Source organism: Ruegeria sp. BHSC223 (genome assembly GCF_059613025.1).
In genome coordinates, this window is record NZ_JBXWRR010000005.1 from 143,349 (window position 1) to 166,433 (window position 23,085).

At 63.8% G+C, this 23,085-nt stretch carries 24 protein-coding genes; 8 read left to right on the forward strand and 16 right to left on the reverse strand.

What is annotated here, in order from left to right; translation table 11 throughout:
* Positions 1-46: 46 nt before the first annotated feature.
* The 3 genes from AC2FNY_RS11055 to groES all read right to left on the reverse strand — a co-directional run bounded on the left by AC2FNY_RS11055 (position 47) and on the right by groES (position 2,782).
* Positions 47-517 carry a GNAT family N-acetyltransferase gene (locus AC2FNY_RS11055; protein ID WP_234139321.1) on the reverse strand — a complete coding sequence of 157 codons (471 nt, stop codon included), beginning with the start codon at positions 515-517 and terminating at the stop codon, positions 47-49.
* Between the two features lie 274 nt (positions 518-791).
* Positions 792-2,432, reverse strand: coding sequence for a chaperonin GroEL (gene groL / locus AC2FNY_RS11060; protein ID WP_496802470.1), 1,641 nt, complete (start codon positions 2,430-2,432; stop codon positions 792-794).
* Positions 2,433-2,494: 62 nt separating this feature from the next.
* On the reverse strand, positions 2,495-2,782 hold the full coding sequence (gene groES / locus AC2FNY_RS11065; protein WP_011046635.1) for a co-chaperone GroES: 288 nt from the start codon (positions 2,780-2,782) through the stop codon (positions 2,495-2,497).
* 228 nt (positions 2,783-3,010) lie between these two features.
* Between groES and AC2FNY_RS11070 the strand changes: the two genes are divergently transcribed.
* Entirely contained in the window at positions 3,011-3,907 is an 897-nt protein-coding gene (locus AC2FNY_RS11070) for an alpha/beta fold hydrolase (RefSeq protein WP_496802471.1), read from the forward strand.
* A gap of 19 nt (positions 3,908-3,926) precedes the next feature.
* Here the strand turns inward: AC2FNY_RS11070 and AC2FNY_RS11075 are convergent, their stop codons facing one another.
* Genes AC2FNY_RS11075 through AC2FNY_RS11090 form a run of 4 tightly spaced genes read right to left on the reverse strand, consistent with a single transcriptional unit; the run spans position 3,927 to position 7,555 of the window.
* Positions 3,927-4,829, reverse strand: a complete 903-nt coding sequence (locus tag AC2FNY_RS11075; protein ID WP_496802472.1) for a nickel/cobalt transporter — start codon at positions 4,827-4,829, stop codon at positions 3,927-3,929.
* The gene (locus AC2FNY_RS11080; protein WP_496802473.1) at positions 4,814-5,464 is read right to left on the reverse strand and encodes a DUF1007 family protein; all 651 of its coding nucleotides are present in this window, start codon (positions 5,462-5,464) and stop codon (positions 4,814-4,816) included. The genes AC2FNY_RS11075 and AC2FNY_RS11080 overlap by 16 nt, the downstream gene beginning before the upstream one ends.
* Before the next feature lie 58 nt (positions 5,465-5,522).
* The gene (locus AC2FNY_RS11085; protein ID WP_496802474.1) at positions 5,523-6,314 is read right to left on the reverse strand and encodes a thioesterase family protein; all 792 of its coding nucleotides are present in this window, start codon (positions 6,312-6,314) and stop codon (positions 5,523-5,525) included.
* A 5-nt stretch (positions 6,315-6,319) separates the two neighbouring features.
* Positions 6,320-7,555, reverse strand: coding sequence for an acyl-CoA dehydrogenase family protein (locus AC2FNY_RS11090; RefSeq protein ID WP_496802514.1), 1,236 nt, complete (start codon positions 7,553-7,555; stop codon positions 6,320-6,322).
* Positions 7,556-7,687: 132 nt separating this feature from the next.
* Between AC2FNY_RS11090 and AC2FNY_RS11095 the strand changes: the two genes are divergently transcribed.
* A complete protein-coding gene (locus AC2FNY_RS11095; protein WP_496802475.1) occupies positions 7,688-8,623 on the forward strand; it encodes a 2-hydroxyacid dehydrogenase in 936 nt (311 codons plus the stop codon).
* A 2-nt stretch (positions 8,624-8,625) separates the two neighbouring features.
* Here AC2FNY_RS11095 and yghX read toward each other — a convergent pair whose 3' ends face one another.
* The 4 genes from yghX to AC2FNY_RS11115 all read right to left on the reverse strand — a co-directional run bounded on the left by yghX (position 8,626) and on the right by AC2FNY_RS11115 (position 11,648).
* A complete protein-coding gene (yghX, locus tag AC2FNY_RS11100) occupies positions 8,626-9,522 on the reverse strand; it encodes a YghX family hydrolase (protein ID WP_496802476.1) in 897 nt (298 codons plus the stop codon).
* A 76-nt stretch (positions 9,523-9,598) separates the two neighbouring features.
* Complete coding sequence (gene gcvH / locus AC2FNY_RS11105; RefSeq protein WP_496802477.1) at positions 9,599-9,958, reverse strand: glycine cleavage system protein GcvH; 360 nt, start codon at positions 9,956-9,958, stop codon at positions 9,599-9,601.
* A gap of 270 nt (positions 9,959-10,228) precedes the next feature.
* A complete protein-coding gene (locus AC2FNY_RS11110) occupies positions 10,229-11,020 on the reverse strand; it encodes a class I SAM-dependent methyltransferase (RefSeq protein ID WP_496802478.1) in 792 nt (263 codons plus the stop codon).
* A 280-nt stretch (positions 11,021-11,300) separates the two neighbouring features.
* On the reverse strand, positions 11,301-11,648 hold the full coding sequence (locus tag AC2FNY_RS11115) for a hypothetical protein (RefSeq protein WP_496802479.1): 348 nt from the start codon (positions 11,646-11,648) through the stop codon (positions 11,301-11,303).
* Between the two features lie 185 nt (positions 11,649-11,833).
* Between AC2FNY_RS11115 and AC2FNY_RS11120 the strand changes: the two genes are divergently transcribed.
* Positions 11,834-12,661 (forward strand): bifunctional allantoicase/(S)-ureidoglycine aminohydrolase, encoded by an 828-nt coding sequence (locus tag AC2FNY_RS11120; RefSeq protein WP_496802480.1) that lies wholly within the window; start codon positions 11,834-11,836, stop codon positions 12,659-12,661.
* Between the two features lie 41 nt (positions 12,662-12,702).
* On the opposite strand, the gene AC2FNY_RS11125 is transcribed toward AC2FNY_RS11120, so the two are convergent.
* Positions 12,703-13,632: an AraC family transcriptional regulator gene (locus tag AC2FNY_RS11125; protein ID WP_496802481.1), complete on the reverse strand. Its 930-nt coding sequence runs from the start codon at positions 13,630-13,632 to the stop codon at positions 12,703-12,705.
* 91 nt (positions 13,633-13,723) lie between these two features.
* On the opposite strand from AC2FNY_RS11125, the gene AC2FNY_RS11130 reads away from it, so the two are divergent.
* The 3 genes from AC2FNY_RS11130 to AC2FNY_RS11140 all read left to right on the forward strand — a co-directional run bounded on the left by AC2FNY_RS11130 (position 13,724) and on the right by AC2FNY_RS11140 (position 16,269).
* Positions 13,724-14,743, forward strand: coding sequence for an aldo/keto reductase (locus AC2FNY_RS11130; RefSeq protein WP_496802482.1), 1,020 nt, complete (start codon positions 13,724-13,726; stop codon positions 14,741-14,743).
* A 173-nt stretch (positions 14,744-14,916) separates the two neighbouring features.
* Positions 14,917-15,162, forward strand: coding sequence for a hypothetical protein (locus tag AC2FNY_RS11135; protein WP_234139308.1), 246 nt, complete (start codon positions 14,917-14,919; stop codon positions 15,160-15,162).
* A gap of 123 nt (positions 15,163-15,285) precedes the next feature.
* Positions 15,286-16,269 (forward strand): type I glyceraldehyde-3-phosphate dehydrogenase, encoded by a 984-nt coding sequence (locus AC2FNY_RS11140; protein WP_496802483.1) that lies wholly within the window; start codon positions 15,286-15,288, stop codon positions 16,267-16,269.
* A gap of 172 nt (positions 16,270-16,441) precedes the next feature.
* On the opposite strand, the gene AC2FNY_RS11145 is transcribed toward AC2FNY_RS11140, so the two are convergent.
* The 3 genes from AC2FNY_RS11145 to puuE form a co-directional block, all read right to left on the reverse strand.
* Positions 16,442-17,854, reverse strand: a complete 1,413-nt coding sequence (locus AC2FNY_RS11145) for a nucleobase:cation symporter-2 family protein (protein ID WP_234143144.1) — start codon at positions 17,852-17,854, stop codon at positions 16,442-16,444.
* A 67-nt stretch (positions 17,855-17,921) separates the two neighbouring features.
* Positions 17,922-18,410: an ureidoglycolate lyase gene (locus AC2FNY_RS11150; protein ID WP_234177550.1), complete on the reverse strand. Its 489-nt coding sequence runs from the start codon at positions 18,408-18,410 to the stop codon at positions 17,922-17,924.
* Complete coding sequence (gene puuE / locus AC2FNY_RS11155) at positions 18,407-19,822, reverse strand: allantoinase PuuE (protein WP_496802484.1); 1,416 nt, start codon at positions 19,820-19,822, stop codon at positions 18,407-18,409. Before puuE ends, AC2FNY_RS11150 begins: the two co-directional genes overlap by 4 nt.
* Positions 19,823-20,106: 284 nt before the next feature.
* On the opposite strand from puuE, the gene uraH reads away from it, so the two are divergent.
* Positions 20,107-20,463, forward strand: coding sequence for a hydroxyisourate hydrolase (gene uraH / locus AC2FNY_RS11160; RefSeq protein ID WP_234170315.1), 357 nt, complete (start codon positions 20,107-20,109; stop codon positions 20,461-20,463).
* A gap of 219 nt (positions 20,464-20,682) precedes the next feature.
* On the opposite strand, the gene AC2FNY_RS11165 is transcribed toward uraH, so the two are convergent.
* Positions 20,683-21,606 carry a LysR family transcriptional regulator gene (locus tag AC2FNY_RS11165; RefSeq protein WP_234139302.1) on the reverse strand — a complete coding sequence of 308 codons (924 nt, stop codon included), beginning with the start codon at positions 21,604-21,606 and terminating at the stop codon, positions 20,683-20,685.
* Positions 21,607-21,702: 96 nt separating this feature from the next.
* On the opposite strand from AC2FNY_RS11165, the gene AC2FNY_RS11170 reads away from it, so the two are divergent.
* Entirely contained in the window at positions 21,703-22,932 is a 1,230-nt protein-coding gene (locus AC2FNY_RS11170; protein WP_234139301.1) for a urate hydroxylase PuuD, read from the forward strand.
* Positions 22,933-23,085: the final 153 nt, after the last annotated feature.

The following is a 23,085-nucleotide window of genomic DNA, read 5'->3' on the forward strand; positions in this document are numbered from 1 at the left end:
TCACCGGACTACAGGATTGCGGGCCGGTGCAACAGACACATACGCGTCAGCGCGGCTCCAACGCGAGCGGATAGACCAGCCGCGCCTCGGGCACATTGCCGCCCGGTCCGGCCAGCATCAGATGGTCGTTGGGATAGGGCGCGTGCAACGCCGATGCACGGGCACGCGAAAAACCGCGCGGCTCGTAATAGGCGGGATCGCCCAGCACCACGATGGTCAGGTCGCGCTCTGCCGCCCATTTCAGGGTCAGTTGCAGCACTTTCGAGCCGATTCCACGCCCCTGCGCCTTGGGCGCAACCGCCAGCGGGGCCAGACACAGCCAGCCGTCAGGCGCGCGCATCCACGACAGAGCGGCATAGCCCAGCAACTCGCCAAATTCCTGAAAGGTGATCTCGGTGGCGATGTCCCGGTCGGCGCGCAATTCGCGCACCAAATCCGCCTCGGCGCCGGTATCGAAGGCCGAACGCAGCAAGGCATCGACCAGATCGGGGAATACGGCGGGCGGAAATGGTCTCATGCAAAGCTCAACTTTCGCTAGACTGAGGGCGGTTCAGTTCGCCCCGATCGGCGGGTTCGGCATACACCGCATGGCCCGCAAGGTCACGGTCACCCAAGTGTTTTCTTTCCCCGTAAACGAAACCGGCGAGACTCTGCCTGCTGCGGCGGTTGGAAAAACAAAGGGGCCGCCCTAGGGCGGCCCCGGTATTCTACTGCGAAGGGTGGGTATCACATAGGCCCAGAGGCCTATGAACACGCACCTTTGACTGATGATGTTCAGGCGAAATCGCCTCTTACATCATGCCGCCCATGCCGCCCATGTCGGGCATGCCGCCGCCTGAGGGGGCGTCTTTCTGCGGCTTGTCGGCAACCATCGCTTCGGTGGTGATCAGCAGGCCGGCAACCGAGGCCGCGTCTTCCAGAGCGGTGCGGACAACCTTGGCCGGGTCGATCACGCCGAACTTGAACATGTCGCCATATTCTTCGGTCTGCGCGTTGAAGCCGAACGAGGCATCGCCCGATTCACGCACCTTGCCGGCAACCACGGCACCGTCGACGCCTGCGTTCTCGGCGATCTGGCGCAGCGGCGCTTCGATGGCCTTGCGCACGATGTTGATGCCGGCGGTCTGGTCGGCATTTGCGCCTTCCAGGCCTTCGAGGCCTTTGCCGGCCTGAACCAGAGCAACACCGCCGCCCACAACGACACCTTCCTGCACGGCAGCGCGGGTGGCGTTCAGGGCGTCATCGACGCGGTCCTTCCGCTCTTTCACTTCGACTTCGGTCATGCCGCCAACGCGGATCACGGCAACACCGCCTGCCAGTTTGGCAACGCGCTCTTGCAGCTTCTCACGGTCATAGTCGCTGGTGGTCTCTTCGATCTGGGTGCGAATCTGGGCCACGCGGGCTTCGATCTCGGCCTTTTCGCCTGCGCCATCAACGATGGTGGTCTCGTCCTTGGTGATCGAGATTTTCTTGGCGGTGCCCAGCATGTCCATGGTCACGGACTCGAGCTTCATGCCAAGGTCTTCGCTGATCACCTGACCGCCGGTCAGGATGGCGATGTCCTGCAGCATGGCCTTGCGGCGATCGCCGAAGCCCGGTGCCTTGACGGCCGCGATCTTCAGACCGCCGCGCAGCTTGTTCACCACGAGGGTGGCCAGCGCTTCGCCTTCGACATCCTCGGCGATGATCAGCAGCGGCTTTTGCGACTGGATCACCTGCTCGAGCAGCGGAACCATCGGCTGCAGCGAGGAGAGTTTCTTTTCGTGCAGCAGGATCATGCAGTCTTCGAGTTCTGCGATCATCTTGTCTGCGTTGGTGACGAAATAGGGCGACAGGTAGCCGCGGTCGAACTGCATGCCCTCGACCACGTCGGTCTCGGTTTCCAGGCCCTTGTTCTCTTCGACGGTGATGACACCCTCGTTACCGACCTTCTGCATGGCTTCGGCGATCTGGCGACCGATTTCGGTTTCGCCGTTGGCCGAGATGGTGCCGACCTGCGCCACTTCGGCGCTGTCGTTCACGGGGCGGGCGGCGGCCTTGATGGCCTCGACAACCTTGGCGGTGGCCAGGTCGATGCCGCGCTTCAGATCCATCGGGTTCATGCCAGCGGCAACCGATTTCATGCCTTCCTTGACGATGGCTTGGGCCAGAACCGTCGCGGTGGTGGTGCCGTCGCCGGCCTCGTCATTGGTGCGGCTGGCGACTTCTTTCACCATCTGCGCGCCCATGTTCTCGAACTTGTCTTCCAGTTCGATTTCCTTGGCGACCGACACACCGTCCTTGGTGATGCGGGGGGCACCGAACGATTTGTCCAGAACCACGTTGCGGCCTTTGGGGCCCAGGGTCACCTTGACCGCGTCGGCCAGGATGTTGACGCCCTTGAGCATCTTGTTGCGGGCTTCGGTGTTGAACTTGACGTCCTTAGCAGCCATGTTCTTTCTCCTTGAGAAATTTGATTGGAATGATGCGACCAGAGATCAGAGAAGCGCGTGGCTTACTCGATGATCCCCATGATGTCGCTTTCCTTCATCATCAGCAGTTCTTCGCCGTCGACGGTGACTTCGGTGCCCGACCACTTGCCGAACAGAACCCGGTCGCCCGACTTGACTGCCATCGCGATCAGCTCGCCGCTATCCTTGCGGGCGCCTTCGCCACAGGCGACAACAACGCCTTCGCTGGGCTTTTCCTTGGCGCTATCGGGGATGATCAGGCCGCCTGCGGTTTTCTCTTCGCTTTCGGTACGGCGAACCAGCACACGGTCATGAAGCGGTTTCAATGCCATCTTTGCAGCTCCTTGAGGCTCAAAGTTTGTTTCCCTCCCCCTGCTCTTTTACAGAGGCATTAGCACTCAGGTCTAGCGAGTGCTAACGGCGCATAGCTAGGGGGTCGAAAGAACCGAGTCAACATCGGAGATACGAAAAGTTGCAACTGTCGAGTCCAAGGTCGAACCTGGTTTACAACCGCCATTCACATGCGCAGATTTGCCCGATCGATATGAGGGGCCGGGAAGATGCGGATCGAAGCGAACGGAATCTATCTTGAGGTTGAAGAAAGCGGACCGGTTGACGGCGTGCCGCTGATCCTGATCCGGGGACAGGGCAGCCAGCTGGTGCATTGGCCCGAGGAGTTGAACGCGGGCTTCGCCGCCGCCGGGTTCCGAACGATTGCCTTTGACAACCGCGATGTAGGCCTGTCGCAGCGTTGCCCGGCACCAGACGTGCCCGACAGCGCCGACGAAATTCTGGCGGCACTTGGCGCGGGCGCGGACCTGCCCAAACCCTATGGAATCGAGGATATGGTCGGCGACATCACCGGCCTGATGGATGCGCTGGGGATCGAACGCGCGCATTTCTTTGGCATCTCGATGGGGGGCGCGGTGCTGCAACAGCTCTGCATCGACCAGCCTGACCGGGTGCTGTCGGCAACCATCGTGATGACCGCCTGCCGCCCCTTTACCGAACGCGCTGCCGAGGGGCGCGAGGCATTGCTGGCGCTGACCTCAAGCCTGCTCGTGCGCGACGTGACACAGCAGGACTATCTGGAGGCGCAGGTTGCCGAACACGGGCTGTGGGGCAGCCCCGGCTATCCGATGCCCCAGTCCGATATCCGCGCCATGGCCGAGCGCGCCTGGGCGCGTGGCGTCGATGCGGCAGGCAAGAACCGGCAGGTGCTGGCCATCCTGCACGCGCCCGACCGGCGCCCAGGCCTGCGCCAGCTCGACCTGCCCTGCCTGGTGATCCATGGCAGGCAGGACACGCTGATCCCGCTGGAGATGGGAGAAGAGATCGCCGCGCATATTCCGGGTTCGGAGTTTTACGCCATCGAGGGAATGGGGCATATCATCACCCCGAAACTGGCCCCGGTGATGGTCGATCTGGTGTGCGATTTCATCACCCGCCGCACCTAGGCGCCGGCCCGGCGGCGACCTAGATCGCTCTCAGGAACAACCCGCCGGCAAGGGTCGCAACGACCAGACCGGCGGCCAGTTCCACCATCAGCAGGGCAACCCCCGCGAACCGCCAGGCCGAGGCCGCGCCCAGCACCCCGCCACGCAGCCCCGCCGAAGCAAGCCCCACCCCGACGGTCACACTGGCCGTGCCCAGCGCCATGGCAAAGGTTCCGGCGATTCCGGCCAATGCAATGCCCATCTGCCAGGTCAGGATCAGCACGAACAGCGCGCCCGTGCAGGGGCGGATGGCGATGCTGGCGATCAGCGCCAGCGCCTCGCGCAGAGTGCCGATCTGTTCGACCTCGCTCAGGCTGGGGCCATGCTTGTGCCCGCAGTGGGAACAGGTCTCGCCGTCGTGATGGTGATGATCGTGCTGCGTGGGTTTCCGGGTGGCCAGCAGCCGCTGGACACCCCGCCAGACCAGCCAGCAGCCGATCAAAGCGATGGCGGCATAGCTGGCGGGCGCCATCACACGCTCGGTCACGCCGACCAGATGCTGACGCCCCAGATCCAGCACCATTACCCCGGTATAAACCAGCGCGATCGCGGTGACTGCCTGACCCAGACTCGATGCCAGCCCGATTGCCGCCAGCCGCAGCACCGGCACCCGCCGACCCAGCCCATAGCCGCCGATCAGCACCTTGCCATGGCCCGGCCCCACGGCATGGAAGAACCCATAGGCGAAACAGACCGACAACAGCAGCAACAGTGCCCCGCCCTGCCCGCTGCGCAAGCCGCGCAGCGCCTGGGCGATCTGGTTCTGAAAATCCCGTTGCTCGCCCGCTGCCCACAGCGCCAGTTGGTCAAAGCCGCCGCTGAGCCAGAACCAGCCCAAGAGGGCCAGCACCAGCGCGACCGGCACGATCACGAGCCGGGACATGTGACCCGGATTTCCGTGGCGAATTCAGCACCGATCAGGGGGATATCCATCTCCTCCAGATCGGCATCGGCGTCGATGCGCAACAGCATCTCCTGCATCTCGGCCAGTTGCCCGTCGATATCGGGCTCCAACCGCTCCAGCAGGCAATCGTCGCGCCCACTGAGGGTGACCGGGCGCGCAACCTCGTAGGCGGTGTAGTAGGTCTCGTCATAGGGACGCAGCGACAGGGATGCCCCCGACCCCATTCCGCCACCGGTGACCGCGCGCAGGTGGGTCGACACGATCCGCCCCGCCTCGGTGGTGGCGGTGGGCTCCAGCGGGCCGGACAGCGCCAGCGGCTGATCGCCCAAGCGCAAATCGAGATCGCCGTTATAGCCCTCGATCCATTGCGCGTCGAACCCGGCCAGTTGCGCCTCTTCCTCAGGTGTCAGGCTGCCATCGCCATCGGGGTCCATTCCCAGTTCCTCGAGGATGACCAGCGAATAGAAATCGTCATAGGCCCAGGTGACCCGCACATGGGTCAGCGCCCCGTCGGGGGCAAAGATCAGCTCGAATCCGGTGTCGATGAACACATGCGGATGCGCCATCAGCGGCGCGGGGAGCAACAGAGAGAGGGCAAGGGCAATCCGGCGCATGGCCGGACGATAGGGCGCGGGCGCGGGGCTGACAATCCGGGCAGGCGCGGCGGCGGCGTTATTTCGCCATCGGATGCAGGACCAGCGTCTGCAAGGCCATCCCCACCGGCCCGGCCGTGTCATAGAGAACCGCCTGCGACATGCCGATCCCGTTCGGCTGCCAATGCGATACGGCCTCGGCCGCAAACCAGTCGCCCTGCGGTTCACGGTGGATTTGCAGGGTCAGATCCGTGTTCATGAAACCAAACCGCACCGGCGGTTCGTTCCAGGAAATGCCGTTGCCGCAATCGGCCAGAGGACAGATCGCCTGAATCGGCGACGGCGCCTCGGTGGCCAGCAAATGCGGCGCCTTCATCCAGACGGTTTTCGGCCCCGGCCCCAGATCCTCGCCTTCGGGATAGGCCATCTCGATAAACTGGCCAAAGGCGGGCTGGTCATGCAGCTTGCCCACCAGCAGTGCCGGACCGGGTCGCGCGCAGGCAAAATCGGGTACGGGCACCGTTGCGGTGGGCACCTCTCCCAGGTCCTTGCGCACCAGATGCATCGAGGTGCCGGTGAGGCAAAGCGTACCCTCGTCATCGTGCAGGGCCAGCCGGGTCGTGGTGAGCGTACGGCTGTTGCGCGTTATCTCGGTGGTGATCCGCAGCCCTGCCAGCGGCAACGGTTTCAGCACGTCGAGCGTCAGCCGGGTCAGCATCTTGTCCGGCCCGGCGGCCGCCTCGGCCGCGCGCGCCACCAGGCCGGTGACCGGCCCGGCATGACAGTGATCGGGCGACCATGGCCCACGCGCCGGGTCGTTGCCGACAAACAGCCCCGGTTCGGTTTCGGTGAAATAGACCGGGGCCGTCATAAGGGTCAGACCTTTTCCTGCGTGTATTTCTTCAGCTCGGTCCGGGCGATCTGGCGGCGGTGCACCGCGTCGGGACCATCGGCAAAGCGCAGGGTGCGTTGCCCGGTCCAGGCGGCGGCCAGCGGCGTGTCCTGACTGATCCCCTGCCCACCATGCATCTGCATCGCCTCGTCGATCACCTTGAGCGAGACGCGCGGCGCCACCACCTTGATCTGGCTGATCCAGGGGGCGGCGGCGCGCGCGTCACCCTGATCCATCATCCAGGCAGCCTTGAGGCACAACAGGCGCGCCATCTCGATCTCCATCCGGCATTCGGCGATGATGTCATAGTTGGCACCCAGATGCGCCAGCTTCTTGCCGAAGGCTTCCTTGTCGAGCGCGCGCTTGCACATGCGCTCCAGCGCGATCTCGGCCTGACCGATCGAGCGCATGCAATGGTGGATGCGGCCAGGCCCGAGACGCCCCTGCGCGATCTCGAAACCGCGCCCCTCACCCACCAGGATATTCTCGGCCGGAACCCGCACATTGGTAAAGCGGATATGCATATGGCCATGCGGCGCGTCATCGTGGCCGAACACCAGCATCGGGCGCAGAATCTCGATCCCCTCGGACCCGGCGGGCACCACGATCATCGAATGACGCTGGTGCTTGGGCGCGTCCTCGCCCCCCGTCTTCACCATCACGATATAGACCTTGCAGCGCGGATCGCCGGCGCCCGAGGCCCAGTATTTCTCGCCATTCAGCACATAGTCGTCGCCGTCGCGGACACAGGACATCGAGATGTTGGTGGCATCCGAACTGGCCACATCCGGTTCGGTCATCAGATAGGCCGAGCGGATCTGACCCTCCAGCAGCGGCGCCAGCCAGTCCTGCTTCATCTTCTCGCTGCCGTAGCGCTCGAACACTTCCATATTGCCGGTATCGGGGGCGGAACAGTTGAACACCTCGGCCGCCAGCGGCGTCTTGCCCATCTCTTCGGCGAAATAGGCGTATTCGACGGTGGTCAGACCAAAGCCGCGGTCGCTGTCGGTCAGCCAGAAGTTCCACAGACCGGCGGCCTTGGCCTTGGCCTTCAGCCCTTCCAGGATCTCTGTCTGGCGCTCGGTATATTGCCAGCGGTCCCCCTTGGCGACCTCGGCATGGTACTCGTCTTCCAGCGGCATGATCTCGTCGCGGATCATGTCGGCGACCCGGCCCAAGAGCTTGCGGTTTTCCTCGCGCATCCCAAAGGACATGTTCATGATGTTTGCCATGGTGCCTCCCATACCCCGACATTCGGGGTTTACCTTGGCCGAAAGGATGACTTAGCTGCTACGGCAAAGTCTAGCGGCGTGACGAAACGTCACCGCGCTGAATGTGAGAAGGAGAGGCGCATGGCCCTGCTGGTCGATACCGGGATTTCCGGCTGGATGTCGAACGAAGAGATCGCGGCGCAGTTGCGGGCGCAACTGCCCGGCGCCGATATGCGCACGCCGGACGATCTGGGCGATCCGGTGCAGGTGACGATGATGGCGGTGGCCAACCTGCGCGCCGACTGGCCCGCGCGCCTGCCGAACCTGGCGCTGGTGCAGAAATTGGGGGCAGGGGTCGAAACCATCGTCGCCCATCCCGCCCTGCCGCCGCATGTGCGGGTGACGCGGCTGAAACCGGACGATCCGGCGCGCGAGATCGCCGAATGGTTCCTGGCCTATGTGTTGCGGGCACATCGCAATCTGGACGCCCACCGCGCCAATCAGGCGCGGGCGGCCTGGGTCGATATCGAGCCGAAATACACCCCCGACACGGTGGTCGGGGTGCTGGGACTGGGCCATATCGGTGGGCGCACGGCGCGCATGTTCCGCGATATCGGCTTTCAGGTCCGGGGCTGGTCACGCTCGCCGCGTGACATCGATGGGGTCGATTGCCGCCATGGCGCGGCCGCGCTGCCCGAAATGTTGGGCGCGTGCGACCACGTCTGCGCCATCCTGCCCTCGACCGCAGAGACAAACGGTCTTTTCGATGCCGAAATGCTCGCCGCGATGAAACCGGGCAGCCAGCTCTTGAACGCGGGGCGCGGCGACCTGATCGACGAGGCGGCCCTTCTGGCCGCGCTTGACGCCGGGCGACCGGGCCACGCCGTCCTGGACGTGGTCGGCACCGAACCCCTGCCCAAGGGCAACCCGCTCTGGTCGCATCCGGGCGTCACGCTCACCCCGCATATCTCGGGCTGGCACCTGGGGGACGCGATGCGGGACGTGGCCGAAAACTTCCGCCGCCTCGGCGCGGGCGAGGCCCTGTTGCACGAGGTCGACCGCCAGCGGGGGTATTGATCCTAGGACAGTTCCCGCCCGAAGAACTCCATCGTCCTGGCCCAGGCCAGTTCGGCGGCCTCCGCGTCATAGCGCGGCGTGGTGTCGTTGTGGAACCCGTGGTTCACGTTCGGATAGAAATGCACGGTGAACGCCTTCTGACCCGCGCGCAGCGCCTCGGAATAGGCGGGCCAACCGGCGTTGATCCGGTCGTCGAGCCCCGCGTAATGGATCATCAGCGGCGCTTCGATCGCGGCCACGTCCTCGACCGCGGGCTGGCGGCCATAGAACGGCACCGAGGCGGCCAGATCGGGATAGGCCACCGCCAGCGCGTTGCAGACGCCGCCGCCATAACAGAACCCGACCGCGCCCACCTTGCCGGTCGATCCCTCGTGGTCGCGCAGGAACTCGAAGGCGGCAAAGAAATCCGCCATCAGCCTCGCGGGGTCCAGCATCTTCTGCATTTCCCGGCCCTCGTCATCGGTGCCCGGATAGCCGCCCAGCGGGCTCAGCCCGTCGGGACCAAAGGCGAGATAACCCGCCTTGGCGCAGCGCCGCACCACATCCTCGATATAGGGGTTCAGGCCACGGTTCTCGTGCACCACCAGGATCGCGGGCAGTTTGCCCGCCGCGCCCGCCGGGCGTGCCATCAGCCCGGTGATCGCGCCGTTGCCCTGCGCGCTGTCATAGGTGACGCGCGCGGTCTCGATCGCCGGATCGTCGGCCGCCACCTGCTGGGCCAGCGCATAATTGGGCTGCAACTGGTCCAGCAGCATGGCCCCGGTCACCCCGGCGGCGGCATAACGCCCGGCCTGGGTGATGAACTCGCGCTTCGACAGGGTGCCATGCACGTAGCCGTCGAAAATTTCCAGAATGCGCGGATCGAAATCCTGCGCCGTCTTGCGGGGGGGCTGTGCCATCCGGGGATCCTCCGATGCAGGGCGGGCAGGCGCAGCATAGCACGAAACCCGCCCGGCAAAGGGAGTATTCTCAGGATCAGCCGATGAAATCCTTGTAGGCGGCCTCGTCCATGTAGTCGTCCATCGGCGACAGGTCCGAGGGCCGCATCTTGAAGAACCAGGCCTCGCCCATGGGGTCCTCGTTCACCATACCGGGATTGTCCGCCAGTATCTCGTTTACCTCGACGATCTCGCCATCCAGCGGCGCCAGGATATCCGAGGCCGCCTTGACCGATTCGATCACAACGATCTCGTCATCCTTGCTGACCTCGGTTCCGGGCTCGGGCAGTTCAACGAACACAACATCCCCCAACTGCTCGGCCGCATGGGCGGTAATTCCCACTACGATCAAGTCGTCCTCGGCCAGCAGCCATTCATGCTCTTCGGTATACTTCATCCGGTGTCTTTCCATCTGAAAAACGCTTGCTGCGGGCAAGCCTAGCTTCACCCCTCATTTGCAGCAAGAGAGCAAATGATCCAAGGCATCAAGCGGGCTTGAAGAGGCGTTCAAAGGGCCCCGGAAACGCGTTGCACAGGATGTGTTTGCAGGTGGCGCCAAAGCCGGGTGTTCCCGCTTCTCGATCCCGAGGCCCCGGTCGCGGGGCAAAGCGGTTCTCGCTGCTGTCTTGTCAGCGCCAGCTCAACCAGAACACCGCCATGCGCCTTTCTATTTGAAGCCAATCGCGACATGCACAGCGTCCGGGTAGACCAGTCGGTTACCCTGAACATAATCCGCGAGGGACTCCGCAACCTCGTTTATGAGTGCGTTCTGAGCATCTTCCGGGAGTTCGGTGAACGCAGCCGCAATAGGCATCGAGCGCAAGTGCAAAGGTACGAACTCGGATGCGGGCGGCACGTCGATCATCAGCTCCTGACGATAGACGGCGACGTCGGAAAAGCCTTGTGCGCTCATCTGGCTTTTCAGTTCGTTTGCCGAGGGAGTTTCCCGTTGCGACCGCTGTTTTCTCGCAATCTCTGGGGAAATGTGATGCTCAACCGCGGCACAAATAGCGCTCGTATAGGGGCTGTGCCCATCCCAGATCGAAAAACCCAGACGGCCGCGCGGAGCCAGAAGCCGCAAGAACTCTCGCAGAGCCTGCGGCTTGTCGGGGAAGTAGTGATATCCATGCTGAGACAGGATGACATCGTAGGACTCCGAGGGCAGATCGATGTCGCAAACATCGCTTTCGATCCAGGCGATATCGAGATCACCGGCCAGTTCCTTCGCTTGCGCGAGCATCGGAGCATTGATGTCGAGGCCGTCTACCTTGCCGCCTGGCCCTACCTTTGTCTTGGTCAATCGGGTTGTCACCCCCGTACCGCAGGCAACATCCAAGACACGTTCCGAACTGCGAAGTGAGAGCTGGTCGATCAGAGCCTCGGCCCATCGGCCAAACCAAAGCGGCACCATGACTTCTTCGTAAATCTTGGGCCCCTCACCCGCCAATTGAAACGTCATGAAGAGTGCCTCCGTCACCGTGCGCTCGGTGGACAACTCTACCACCACCGTCAATTCGGGTCAAAACATGTGCTTCTTCATAGAAAGAACTCAAAGAAGGACTTCCCCGCCAAATCACCTGCTACATCTCGTGGCAGTACCTTGTCACGAAACAGGGGGGCGAGCGACGGCATCGCTCGCGTGGGCCTGGAACGGCCATGCGTCATAAATGGCGCGAACGGCGCCAAAGGGTCAGGAGCCGGACAACCCCGAATAGCGCTTACGTGACCGGTACGTCACCTTATGGCGTCAGCATCCATGCACCATCGGCGCCCTTGCACATCCGGGTTCCGATCACCCGCGCATTTGTCACGCCCTTGGGTCGGATCACATGGTGCAGCACCGCGCAGTCACCCTGCACCGCGTCGACCCGAACGGTTCCCTGCGAGTCGGTCGTTGCATTCTCCCAGCCGCTTTCGCGTCCGACCACGGGCTTTCCATCGACGATCAACTGCCGCGAGGCGGCGCCCATCAACTGGAAATCCTCGGGCTCCAGCCCCAGCTCGGCGATGATGCGCGAGATCGGCTTGGCCTCGGCCGCCCCCCCGTACAGTCCAACAGCCAGCAGAAACGCCACAACCAGTTTCATCGCTCACTCCTCAATTCCGGCGGATTTGCCGGATGATTACACGGCCTCGACCCGAACGCCAACGCGTCCGGATGCCCCGGCTCCGGCAATCTTCAAATAAACACGAAGGTTCCTATCTGACCATCCGCACTTGGACTGCCGTCGTCCCCGTCCCAGATTGGCGCAGAGAACACGACGAGGCACCCATGGCATCCCCCACCTATTACGCCCCGCAAGGCGGCCATCCCGGACAAGAGCAGTTGCTGACCGACCGGGCCATGTTCACCGAGGCCTACGCGGTCATCCCAAGGGGTACGATGCGCGACATCGTTACCAGCAAGCTGCCATTCTGGGAGGAAACGCGGGCCTGGATTCTCGCCCGGCCGCTAAGTGGTTTCGCCGAAACTTTCTCGCATTACATCATGGAGGTTAAACCCGGCGGCGGCAGCGACCGCCCCGAGACCGATGCAGGCGCGCAGGCGGTGCTGTTCGTGGTCGACGGGGCGGTGACATTGACCCTCGACGGGGCCGATCATGTGCTGGAACCCGGCGGCTATGCCTATATCCCGGCGGGTCACCCATGGCGGCTGCGCAATCATGCAGGCCCCGCTGCCCGGTTCCACTGGATCCGCAAAGCCTATGAAGCGGTCGAGGGCCTTGAGACCCCGACACCTTTCGTGACCCGCGAACAGGATATCGCCCCGAACGAGATGCCGGGCACCGAGGGGCGCTGGTCGACGACGCGTTTCGTCGACCCCGACGACCTGCGCCACGACATGCATGTCACCATCGTCAACTTCCTGCCCGGGGGCGTCATTCCCTTTGCCGAAACCCATGTGATGGAGCACGGGCTCTATGTGCTGGAGGGCAAGGCAGTCTATCGGCTGAACCAGGACTGGGTCGAGGTCGAGGCGGGCGATTACATGTGGCTGCGCGCCTTCTGCCCGCAGGCCTGTTACGCGGGCGGACCGGGGCCGTTCCGTTATCTGCTCTACAAGGATGTGAACCGGCACATGGCGCTGCCGCGGCGCTAATATCCGCAGGATGCCGGGTATCCGGCATCTGCCATTCGTCCTCAGTTGACCGCGGCGGGCTGCGACACGAACGCCGTTGACCGATCCGAGTCCGGCTCTCGTGCCCTGTTGCGGTCTTCTCGTGGTGGGCATCCGAACTTGCGGGCGTAATCGCGGCTGAACTGCGCGGGGCTTTCATAGCCGACGTCGAACGCAACCGAAGACACCGCCGCATCGCTGTCCAGGATCAGGCGCCGCGCTTCGAGCAGGCGGATATCCTTCTGGTATTGTCCGGGGGTCAAACCGGTCACCGCCTTGAAATGCGCATGAAACGACGACGTGCTCATGCCGGCATGCTCGGCCAACGCCGACACTTTCATCGGCGCCTCGATCGAGGCGCGGATCGAGGCAATCGCGCGCGCGACGTGATTTGACGGGTCCTCTCGGTACAGGAAACGCCTGAGGATAGCGCCCTGCGGCGACAACAATAGCCGGGCGTGGATCTCGCGCAGCAGGATCGGACCAAGCAGTGGTGCCGCGATCTCTTGCCGGGCGAGCGTGATGAGCCGAAAGATGGCATCCAACAATTCACCATCCGCCGGACAAGACAGAAGCGCCGCCGCATTGTCCTCACCCCCGGCAATGTCCGGCATCCGATCGAAGAAGCCGCGCAGGATGCCAAGATCCAGTGGCAGCACCACGGCGATGTAAGGCTCGGCCAGAGAAGCCCGGGTGATGCGCGACAGAACCGGCAGATCGTGACTGACGATGATAGCATTCCCCGCCGGGCAATGCACCGACAGGGTTCCGGCGGAAACATCCTTGGCACCCTGCAAAATCACGCAGAGCAAAGGCCGGTACAGTTTCCCCTCGATAGCCGAGGGCTGGGTGCGCCGCAGCAGGACAGCCCCACCCAAGCCAAGCTGGGTAACGCCCCCTGCCACCTCGGGCGCAGCCAGTTCACCCGCCAACCTAACAAGTCCCGAGCGCATCGGACCTCCATAAGCATCTCGCAAGGCAGTTTTGCCACAGACCGACACTCGACATCATTTTTTTATGAACCACTAGAGAATATGACAAGAATTGAAGATCATTTGGCAAAAAAACCAACGCATTTTCACTATTCTTTCTCTAATAGAGCAATTTTCAAACCCTCGGACAACTTCTTGGAGCACAGGGATGACCAACTCGCTTAACGAGACCCCAATGACAGCAAACGGCCTCCCTCTGGTCGGTTTCGGTACCTACCTCATTGCCGACGAGAGTGCCGCAGCAGCAGTCGCGACCGCTATCGGGGCCGGGTATCGCCATATCGACACCGCGGCGGGGTACCACAACGAGGCCGGCGTGGGCCAGGGCATCCGCGACGGCCTTGCCGCAACCGGGCTTGACCGCGCGGACCTCTTCGTGACGACGAAACTTTGGCCCGGCAACCCGGCCTGGGGAGACACGCCAAAGGGATATGACGAAACCATTGCCGCCTTCGAGGCGTCGCGCGCGGCACTCGGGCTCGACCATGTCGACCTGTACCTGATCCACGCCCCGTCAGGCGGCGCCGAACGCTTGAACGAATGGCGGGCGCTGGTCGATCTCAAGGCTCAGGGCAAGGCCCGCGCCATCGGGGTAAGCAACTATACCGAAGCCCATATCGAAGAGATACGGGCGGCGGGTCTGCCGATGCCAGAATACAACCAGATCGAGCTGCATCCCTGGAGCCAGAAGCCCGAACTTCTGGCCTTCATGGCCGAAAACGATATTGCTCCGATCGCCTACAGCTCCCTCGTTCCCCTCTCCACCTGGCGTGCAGAACCAGGGCAAGCCAGCGGCAAGACTGCCGAGATGAAGGCAGACGGAACCGATACACATTCTCCCTTCAAGGCAATGGCCATGAAATACGGTGTGAGCGAAGCACAGGTCCTGTTGCGCTGGGGCGTGCAAAAGGGGTTCGCAGTCCTGCCCAAAAGCCTGAACCCCCGGCGGGTGCAACAGAACATTGATCTGTTCGGCTTTGCCCTTGATGACGATGATATGGCCTTGATCGAAACGATGGATCGGGGCGATGGTGTTGCCTGGGCAACAGGCGACCCACGTTTCATGGGGTGAGACCGATCGTGCCCGCCCGACCGGGATCAGCGCGCAGTTTTTGAAAGTCAGGGGCATGCCAGCGTCCCTTTTCCTGTGTTCTTTTCCCCGGCGCGCGCCGGCTGGGGCTTTTCAGACCCTGTGCAATCTGCTCGCATCATCACAGGGTTTCGGGCTGCACCGGAGGCTTCACCATGAAAATGCCTCGCGTCTTGTCCACCCTTCTTGCCCCGTCCATCTTTGGCCCCGCGGTCGCGGTTGCGCAGCAGGAGACATTCACCTCACGGGTGATGAGCCGGAGCCGGGCGGTCACGCAGGTATCCGACGCGGCGATGGTTTATCGTGCCAGGCGCGACAAGAACGATTTCAGCCCGCTTGGCGCACCTGCCCGGCTGCGCACCCTCCAGACGATTACCGCCGTTAAACAGTCAACCGGTTGAATGGTGGACCGCAAGACGCTCTACCAGATCATATCGGACCAGTTCTTTGCCCGGGTCACGTGCCGGTGAGGCCAGTGAGGCCTGGGCATTGAGATCGGTCAAAGCTCCTGCCATAGCTTGCCCATGAGACTCGCGATCAACGGATTCGGCCGCATCGGCCGCACCATCCTGCGGCAGCTGCTGGCTGCGCCGCGGGCCACCGATATCGACCTGGTGCAGATCAACGATATCGCACCGCTCGAAACCTGCGCCTATCTGTTCGAATTTGACAGCACCTTCGGCCCCTGGCGCGGCAGCGTTGCCACCGGCGCCGACGGCCTCATCGTCGATGGCCTGACCATTCCGGTCACCCACAGCGCCGACCTCGCACGGGTCGACCTGTCGGACGTGGACGTTCTGCTCGATTGCACCGGCATTGCCCGCACATCGGACGTGGCCGCCCGGGGCCTCGGTGCCGGAGCTGGCAAGGTGCTGATCTCGGGCCCCTCGCCCGCCGCCGAAATCACCGTGGTGCTGGGCGCGAACGAGGCGCTTCTGGGCAATGCCCGTATCGTCTCGAACGCCTCGTGTACCACCAACGGGCTGGCACCGCTGGCGCGGGTTATCGATGACATCGCGGGCATCGTCAGCGCGCATATGACGACGATCCACTGCTACACCAACAGCCAGCCGATGGTCGACGCGCCCCGGGGCGATCTGGCCCGCTCGCGGGCCGGGGCGCTGTCGATGGTGCCCACCACCTCCAGCGCCACCCATCTGATCGACGAGGTGCTGCCGCATCTGTCCGGCCGTATCTCGGGTGCGGCGGTCCGGGTTCCGACCGCCAGCGTCTCGGCTGTTGATCTGGTCGTGCAACTTGCCCGCACAATGGAGCCCGAGCAGTTCGAGACCGCCCTGCGCGAAGCAGTCAACGCCTCGCAAGTGCTCGGCTGGACCGACAAGCCGCTGGTCTCCTCCGACCTGCGCGCGCGCCCTGAATCGCTGGTCATCGCCGGTCCCGAAACCCGCATGGTAGGGGACCGGCAAGTCCGGGTGTTCGGCTGGTACGACAATGAATGGGGCTTCTCGGCACGGATGCTGGATATCGCCCGACTGATGGCTGGCTGACCCCGCCCATATCCACCCTCAGTTTTCTTCTGTTCGAAAATACCTCCGCCGGAGGCATCGCGCCTTGGCGCGATCGGCGCGCGGGGCAGGCCCCGCGCGCCCGGCCCAACCGGGGCCAACGCATCTTTGATGCGGCGGAACCGGGCGGGAGTGGCCCGCCCGATGAAACCCCTTACTTGCGCCCGTGTCCGGCCATGCCGCCCGAAACCTCCTCGGTCGCCTCCTCGCCCAGTTCCTGCGGCAGGATCAGGTTCAGCACGATGGCAATCACGGCGGCGGGCAGCAAGCCGCTGGTCATCAGGATGCGCGCGGTATCGGGCAGGTGCTGCACCGCGCCGGGCTCCAGTTGCAAACCCAGCCCGACCGACAGCGCGATGGCAAAGATCACCATGTTGCGCCGGTTCCAATGCACGTCCGACAGCATCGAGACGCCTGCGGCGACCACCATGCCGAACATGACGATGACCCCGCCGCCCAGCACCTCGATCGGCACGGTGCGGATGATCGCGCCCACCTTGGGCACCAGCCCGCAGAGGATCAGGAACAGCGCGCCGATGGTGACCACATGGCGGCTCATCACCCCGGTCATCGCGATCAGGCCCACGTTCTGGCTGAACGAGGTGTTGGGGAAGGCGCCGAAGAGGCCCGCAACAGCGGTGCCCAGACCGTCGGCATAGGTGGCGCCGGCGATTTCCTTGTCGGTTGCCTCGCGCCCGGCGCCGCCCTTGGTGATGCCCGAAACATCGCCCACCGTCTCGATGGCCGAAACCACCGCCATCATCGCAAAGCCGATGACGGCGGCCAGCGAGAACTCGAACCCGTATTTGAACGGCACCGGCAGGGCAAAGCCCGCCGCCCGGCTCCAGCTGGTGCCAATCGCCTCGAAGGTCACCATGCCCACCATCAGCGCATAGACATAGCCAACGATCAGCCCCAACAGCACCGCCGAGACCGACAGCATGCCACGGGCAAAGAACTTCAGCCCCAGCGTCACCAGGATCACCACCAGCGCCGCCGACCAGTTCAGGAGCGAGCCGTATTCCGGCGTGCCGATGGCGGGCACGCCGCCCGCCGCATACTGGATGCCGACCTTGACCAGCGCCAGACCGATCATCGTCACCACCAACCCGGTGACCAGCGGCGGCAGCGCAAAGCGGATGCGCCCGATGAAGAAGCCGAGGCAGAAATGAAACAGGCCGCCGATGATCGCGCCGCCAAACAGCGCCGCCAGCGCGTCCACCCCCTTGCCCGCGACCAGCGGGATCATGATCGGCAGAAAGGCAAAGCTGGTCCCCTGCACGATCGGCAGGCCCGCGCCGACCCGACCGATGGTCACCGTCTGCAACAGCGTCGCCACGCCGGCAAACAGCATCGACATCTGGATGAGATAAAGGAGCTGCGGGAAATCGGGCGAGTTCGAGCCAAAGCCGAAACCCGCCGCCCCTGCCACAATGATCGCGGGCGTGACGTTCGAGACGAACATCGCCAGCACATGCTGGATACCCAGCGGCACCGCCTTTGCCAGCGGCGGGGTGTAATTCGGATCGCGGAGCTGATCCGCAGTCCCTATCGAAGTGTCGGCCATGATATCACTGTCCTCCCTGTGTGGATCATGGGGGTCTTGCCGCCTCTTGTTTCGCGGGCGGCTTCGATTATCCGGCGACCACCTCCCATGGGTCGTCGAACCAGAATTCTTCCAGATTGGCGCCGGCGCCGATGCGGTCGACCACCGCAAAGAGGCCGGGTGCCGCAAGCGGCGTCAGCACCCCGTGCCAGGTGCCGCGATGATAGTTCACCGCTTGCCCTGCTTCGGTGACAAAGGCGCGTGGCGTGCCGGGGCGGCCGTCCTCGTCGGGGGCCACGATCACCAGAAAGGGCTGATGGCTCATCGGGATGAAGGCCTGGCTGCCGTCCGGGTGCCGCTCGACCATGTCGAGCGTATAGGGCAGCGCGCGCGGATTGGCGTCGAACAGGCTGATACCCGCGCGCCCGTCGTTGAAATCAAGCAGCGCCCGGTCGTGATAGCGCCCGCACTGGCCCTGATTGATGATCTTGTCCGGAGCGCCTGAGACCGACATCAGGTCACCAAAAGGCGCAAACCCCGCCACGGTGATCGGTTCCGTCTTGATGCGGCGGCTCATGACGGCAGCACGTCGCGCAGGCGGAACTCGGCGATCCGTTCGACCTGGCGGCAGGCCTCGTCAAATTCGGTCTCGCGGTCATTGCCGATGCGGCGCTGAAAGGCGGCAAGGATCGATGCCTTGTCATGGTCGCGCACCGCGATGATGAAGGGAAAGCCGAACCGCGTCACATACTCGGTATTGAGCCGGGCAAAGGTGGTGCGTTCCTCGTCGGTCAGCGCATCCAGCCCGGCCGAGGCCTGTTCCGAGGTGCTTTCCGCCGTCAGTCGCTTGGCCTGTGCCAGCTTGCCCGCCAGGTCCGGGTGCGCGGTCAGCACGCCCAGCCTTTCCTCGGCACTGGCCGAGCGGAACATGCGGCAGAGCGCATTGTGCAACCCGCCTGCCGTGTCATGGGCGGGGCCAAGCTCCAGCCCATGCGCGCGCTCGGCAATCCAGGGGGAATGTTCGAAAATGCCGCCATAGGCCGCCACGAAATCGGCCCTGGGCATCTCGGAGGGACGGGTCCGCGCCACGGGCGGATGTTCGCGCGCCCAGTGTTCGGCGATTTGCAGGCGGGTGGCAAACCAGACATCCGCATGCCCCCGCGCATAGTCGAGGAAGCGTTTCAGCGCCATCACCCGACCGGGGCGGCCAATCAGGCGGCAATGCAGGCCGATGGACATCATCTTGGGCGCCCCCTCGACCCCTTCGGCATAGAGCGCGTCGAAGCTGTCCTTGAGATAGGCAAAGAACTGATCACCCGAGTTGAACCCCTGCGGCGTGGCAAAGCGCATATCGTTGCAGTCGAGCGTATAGGGCACGATCAACTGGTCACGCCCGCCCAGCCGTTTCCAATAGGGCAGATCGTCGTCATAGGTGTCGGAAATGTAATCCATTCCGGCCTCAGCGGCGAGGCGCACGGTGTTCATCGAGCATCGTCCGGTGTACCAGCCGCGCGGACGGCTGCCGGTCACCTCGGTATGCAGGCGGATCGCCTCGGCGATCTGGGCGCGCTCCTGCGGCTCGGGCATGTCCTTGTGTTCGACCCATTTCAGCCCGTGGCTGGCAATCTCCCAACCTGCGGCTTTCATCGCCGCCACTTGATCCGGCGAACGGGCCAGAGCGGTGGCGACGCCGTAGACAGTGACTGGCAGGTCCTGCATCAGCCGGTGCAGGCGCCAGAACCCAGCCCGCGCGCCATACTCATAGATGGTCTCCATGTTCCAGTGGCGTTGACCCGGCCATTGCGCGGCGCCCACCACCTCGGACAAGAAAGCCTCGGAGGCGGCATCGCCATGCAGGATGTTGTTCTCGCCCCCCTCCTCGTAATTCAGCACGATCTGCACAGCGATCCGGGCACCGCCGGGCCAATTGGCATGCGGGGGCGTCGCGCCGTAACCGATCATGTCGCGCGGATAGCGGGGAGATGTCATGGCTGGGTCCTGCCTGATTGAAAATGAGGTCCGCTTTTGTCCATATCCCAGAACGCGGGTTCCGTTTATCAAATGCGATTTGACGCAGCTTTCGGAAATTGGAAAGAGCGCACTGAACCGACCAGGGGCATGATGAGCTGCGGGGTGCCCGGTTCAAGGTGCCGTGGGCCGGTCCTCGGGGCAAGCGGCCATCTTCAAATCAAGACAGAAACTCTCTCGTGATTTCCGGGTTTGCCGCAGGCAATATGGATATGCGAGGCAAGGGGATGCACAAGGAGGCCACCATGACCGGATATCTCACCACACATGTTCTGGACACCGCCCGTGGGTGCCCCGCCGCGGGGCTGCGGATCAGCCTGTACAGCATCTCGGGAACAACACGCAGCGAGATTACCCGGATGGTCACCAATGCGGACGGACGGACGGACGCGCCAATCCTGCCTCAAGAAACCTTCGCGACCGGGACCTACGAGCTGGAGTTTGCCGCTGGCGATTATCTGCGCGCAACCGGCCAGGCCGGGGAGGAACCGCTGTTCCTGGACATTGTGCCGATCCGGTTCGGAATGTCGGACCCCGAGGCGCATTACCATGTGCCGCTGCTGCTGTCGCCCTTTGGCTATTCCACCTATCGCGGCAGCTAGGCGCGGTCGTTGAAGAAGCGGGGCCCTCCCGCCCGTCGGTCAGGCATCAAAGATGCCCTCCTCCCGTTGGGCCAGGCGCCGCGCCTCTGGCGCGGCGCTGTTGCAGTGGGCGTGACCGTTCGCCACTGACCGACCGCGCCGGACCGCAGGTCCGGCGCTGGGCCCAACGCCGGGAGTTGCCCGTCAGGGCAGCGATCCGGGGGCGGGAGCGCGCCGGTCTCAGGCGGCGATTTTCTCGGCCGTTTTCACCGCCCGTCCGATCCGTTCTATCATGAACTCCATGAACAGCCGGGTCTTGGGGTCTTGATGTCGCCGGTGCGTATAGAGACAGGCCATCTGTACGGGCACCGGAGGTGTGTCCATCGCCACCGGCACCAGCCGACCGGCCTTGAGATGCTCGGCCACCTCGAAAACCGGCTTCATCGCGATCCCCTGCCCCGTCAGCGCCCAGTCTGTCAGCACATCGCCATCGTCGCATTCATGCCGCCCCGATACGGCAAAACGGCGCGGCCCCTCGGCGGTCTGCAAAAGCCACTGGAATTCGGTCGCACCGGGAAAGCGCAGGTTGAGGCATTCGTGCCGCCCCGCGATCAGGTCCTGACCGGTGACGGGAAGCCCGCGGCGCTTGACATAATCGGGTGCGGCACACAGCACCCGGCGGCAATCGGCAATCTTGCGGATGCGCAGGTTGCTGTCCTCGGGCTGGCCCAGGAAAAAAGCCAGATCCAGCCCCTCGGTGGTCAGGTCGATGGTCCGGTCGGTCAGCCGCAAACGGATGTCGATCTCGGGATACTCGGCCAGGAATTCCGGCACGTTCGGCGCCAGCAACCGCCGCCCCAACCCCAGCGGCGCTGCAACAAACAGCGAACCGCGCGGTGCCTCGGTCAGGTGCATCACCTGCGCCTCGGCCTCGTTCACCGCATCCAGCACCGCCACCGCGCCGGGGTAAAAGGCACGCCCCTGTTCGGTGGGCGTCAGATTGCGGGTGGTGCGCTGGAACAGCCGCACGTTCAGATGCTCTTCAAGCTGTGAAATCCGGGCCGAGGTCACCGCCGGCGAGATCCGCAGGTCGCGGCCCGCAGCGGACATGCTGCCCAGTTCATAGACCCGCACGAAGGTTCGGATATTATCGAGATAGGACATTGTTCCGGAAATTTTGATACAGCTTGGCAATATGCTGGAATACCGGAAAAAACGTGCTTTGCCTAGTCTGACGCAAACGGATCGGAGACCACCCTTATGTATGATCTAGCCGTGTTCTGGGATTGGCTGGCCTTTGGCGTGCGCTGGCTGCATGTGATCACCGCGATTGCCTGGATCGGATCGTCTTTCTATTTCATCGCGCTCGACCTCGGTCTGCGCAAGGCGCCCGACCTGCCGCCCGGAGCGCATGGCGAGGAATGGCAGGTACATGGCGGCGGGTTCTACCACATCCGCAAGTTCCTGGTCGCGCCCGAACGCATGCCCGAACACCTGACCTGGTTCAAATGGGAGAGCTATTCGACCTGGCTCAGCGGCTTTGCCCTGCTGATGATCGTCTATTGGGCGGGGGGAGAGCTGTATCTGATCGACCAGTCCAAGGCGGAACTGGCGCTGTGGCAGGGCATCGCGATCTCGGCGGCAACGCTGTCGATTGGCTGGCTGGTCTATGACCGGCTGTGCAAATCCGGGCTGGCCGAGCGCCCGACCCTGCTGATGGTGCTGCTCTTTGGCCTCTTGGTGGTGATGGGCTGGGCGCTGAACCAGGTGTTCACCGGCCGCGCCATGATGTTGCATCTGGGCGCCTTCACCGCCACGATCATGAGCGCCAACGTCTTCTTCATCATCATCCCCAACCAGAAGATCGTGGTGGCCGACCTGATGGCCGGACGCGCGCCCGATCCGAAATACGGCAAGATCGCCAAGCTGCGCTCGACCCATAACAACTATCTGACGCTGCCGGTCCTGTTCCTGATGCTGTCAAACCACTATCCGCTGGCCTTTGCCACCCAGTACAACTGGATCATCGCGGCGCTGGTCTTCCTGATGGGGGTGACGATCCGGCACTATTTCAACTCGCTGCATGCCCGCACCGGCAACCCGACCTGGACCTGGCTGGTCACGGCGCTGTTGTTCCTTGCCATCATCTGGCTCTCGACCGCACCGATGCACCAGCCACTGGAAGAGGCCGAGGCGCAGCCCCTGACCGCCACGGAACAGCGGCTGGCCGCCGCGCCCGGCTTTGATCAGGCGCATGACGTGGTGCTGGGGCGCTGTTCCATGTGTCATGCCCGCGAACCGGTGTGGGAGGGCATTCTCTGGGCGCCCAAGGGTGTGCTGCTGGAAACCGAAGGCGATATCGCCCGCAATGCGCGGGCGATCTATCTGCAATCCGGGGTCAGCCATGCCATGCCCCCCGCCAATGTCACCTATATGGAACCCGAGGATCGCGCCGCGATCATCGCCTGGTACCGCGCCGCCACCCGCTGACGCGCCCTTGCCGCCCGGAAATGAAGCGCCTGCGCAGGGCGCCTGCCTGCCCGTTCCCTCCCGGCGCGGCAGTTCCGCCGATCCTGGATTATGCCGTTCCGCTCCCCTCGCTCGCTGTGCTACACAGACAGCAACCGGCGAGTCATCCTTGGG

Coding starts and splice junctions, on each gene's coding strand:
- AC2FNY_RS11055 (WP_234139321.1), bottom strand. CDS start 517: ATGAGACCATTTCCGCCCGCCGTATTCCCCGATCTGGTCGATGCCTTG.
- groL (WP_496802470.1), bottom strand. CDS start 2,432: ATGGCTGCTAAGGACGTCAAGTTCAACACCGAAGCCCGCAACAAGATG.
- groES (WP_011046635.1), bottom strand. CDS start 2,782: ATGGCATTGAAACCGCTTCATGACCGTGTGCTGGTTCGCCGTACCGAA.
- AC2FNY_RS11070 (WP_496802471.1), top strand. CDS start 3,011: ATGCGGATCGAAGCGAACGGAATCTATCTTGAGGTTGAAGAAAGCGGA.
- AC2FNY_RS11075 (WP_496802472.1), bottom strand. CDS start 4,829: ATGTCCCGGCTCGTGATCGTGCCGGTCGCGCTGGTGCTGGCCCTCTTG.
- AC2FNY_RS11080 (WP_496802473.1), bottom strand. CDS start 5,464: ATGCGCCGGATTGCCCTTGCCCTCTCTCTGTTGCTCCCCGCGCCGCTG.
- AC2FNY_RS11085 (WP_496802474.1), bottom strand. CDS start 6,314: ATGACGGCCCCGGTCTATTTCACCGAAACCGAACCGGGGCTGTTTGTC.
- AC2FNY_RS11090 (WP_496802514.1), bottom strand. CDS start 7,555: ATGAACATGTCCTTTGGGATGCGCGAGGAAAACCGCAAGCTCTTGGGC.
- AC2FNY_RS11095 (WP_496802475.1), top strand. CDS start 7,688: ATGGCCCTGCTGGTCGATACCGGGATTTCCGGCTGGATGTCGAACGAA.
- yghX (WP_496802476.1), bottom strand. CDS start 9,522: ATGGCACAGCCCCCCCGCAAGACGGCGCAGGATTTCGATCCGCGCATT.
- gcvH (WP_496802477.1), bottom strand. CDS start 9,958: ATGAAGTATACCGAAGAGCATGAATGGCTGCTGGCCGAGGACGACTTG.
- AC2FNY_RS11110 (WP_496802478.1), bottom strand. CDS start 11,020: ATGACGTTTCAATTGGCGGGTGAGGGGCCCAAGATTTACGAAGAAGTC.
- AC2FNY_RS11115 (WP_496802479.1), bottom strand. CDS start 11,648: ATGAAACTGGTTGTGGCGTTTCTGCTGGCTGTTGGACTGTACGGGGGG.
- AC2FNY_RS11120 (WP_496802480.1), top strand. CDS start 11,834: ATGGCATCCCCCACCTATTACGCCCCGCAAGGCGGCCATCCCGGACAA.
- AC2FNY_RS11125 (WP_496802481.1), bottom strand. CDS start 13,632: ATGCGCTCGGGACTTGTTAGGTTGGCGGGTGAACTGGCTGCGCCCGAG.
- AC2FNY_RS11135 (WP_234139308.1), top strand. CDS start 14,917: ATGAAAATGCCTCGCGTCTTGTCCACCCTTCTTGCCCCGTCCATCTTT.
- AC2FNY_RS11140 (WP_496802483.1), top strand. CDS start 15,286: ATGAGACTCGCGATCAACGGATTCGGCCGCATCGGCCGCACCATCCTG.
- AC2FNY_RS11145 (WP_234143144.1), bottom strand. CDS start 17,854: ATGGCCGACACTTCGATAGGGACTGCGGATCAGCTCCGCGATCCGAAT.
- AC2FNY_RS11150 (WP_234177550.1), bottom strand. CDS start 18,410: ATGAGCCGCCGCATCAAGACGGAACCGATCACCGTGGCGGGGTTTGCG.
- puuE (WP_496802484.1), bottom strand. CDS start 19,822: ATGACATCTCCCCGCTATCCGCGCGACATGATCGGTTACGGCGCGACG.
- uraH (WP_234170315.1), top strand. CDS start 20,107: ATGACCGGATATCTCACCACACATGTTCTGGACACCGCCCGTGGGTGC.
- AC2FNY_RS11165 (WP_234139302.1), bottom strand. CDS start 21,606: ATGTCCTATCTCGATAATATCCGAACCTTCGTGCGGGTCTATGAACTG.
- AC2FNY_RS11170 (WP_234139301.1), top strand. CDS start 21,703: ATGTATGATCTAGCCGTGTTCTGGGATTGGCTGGCCTTTGGCGTGCGC.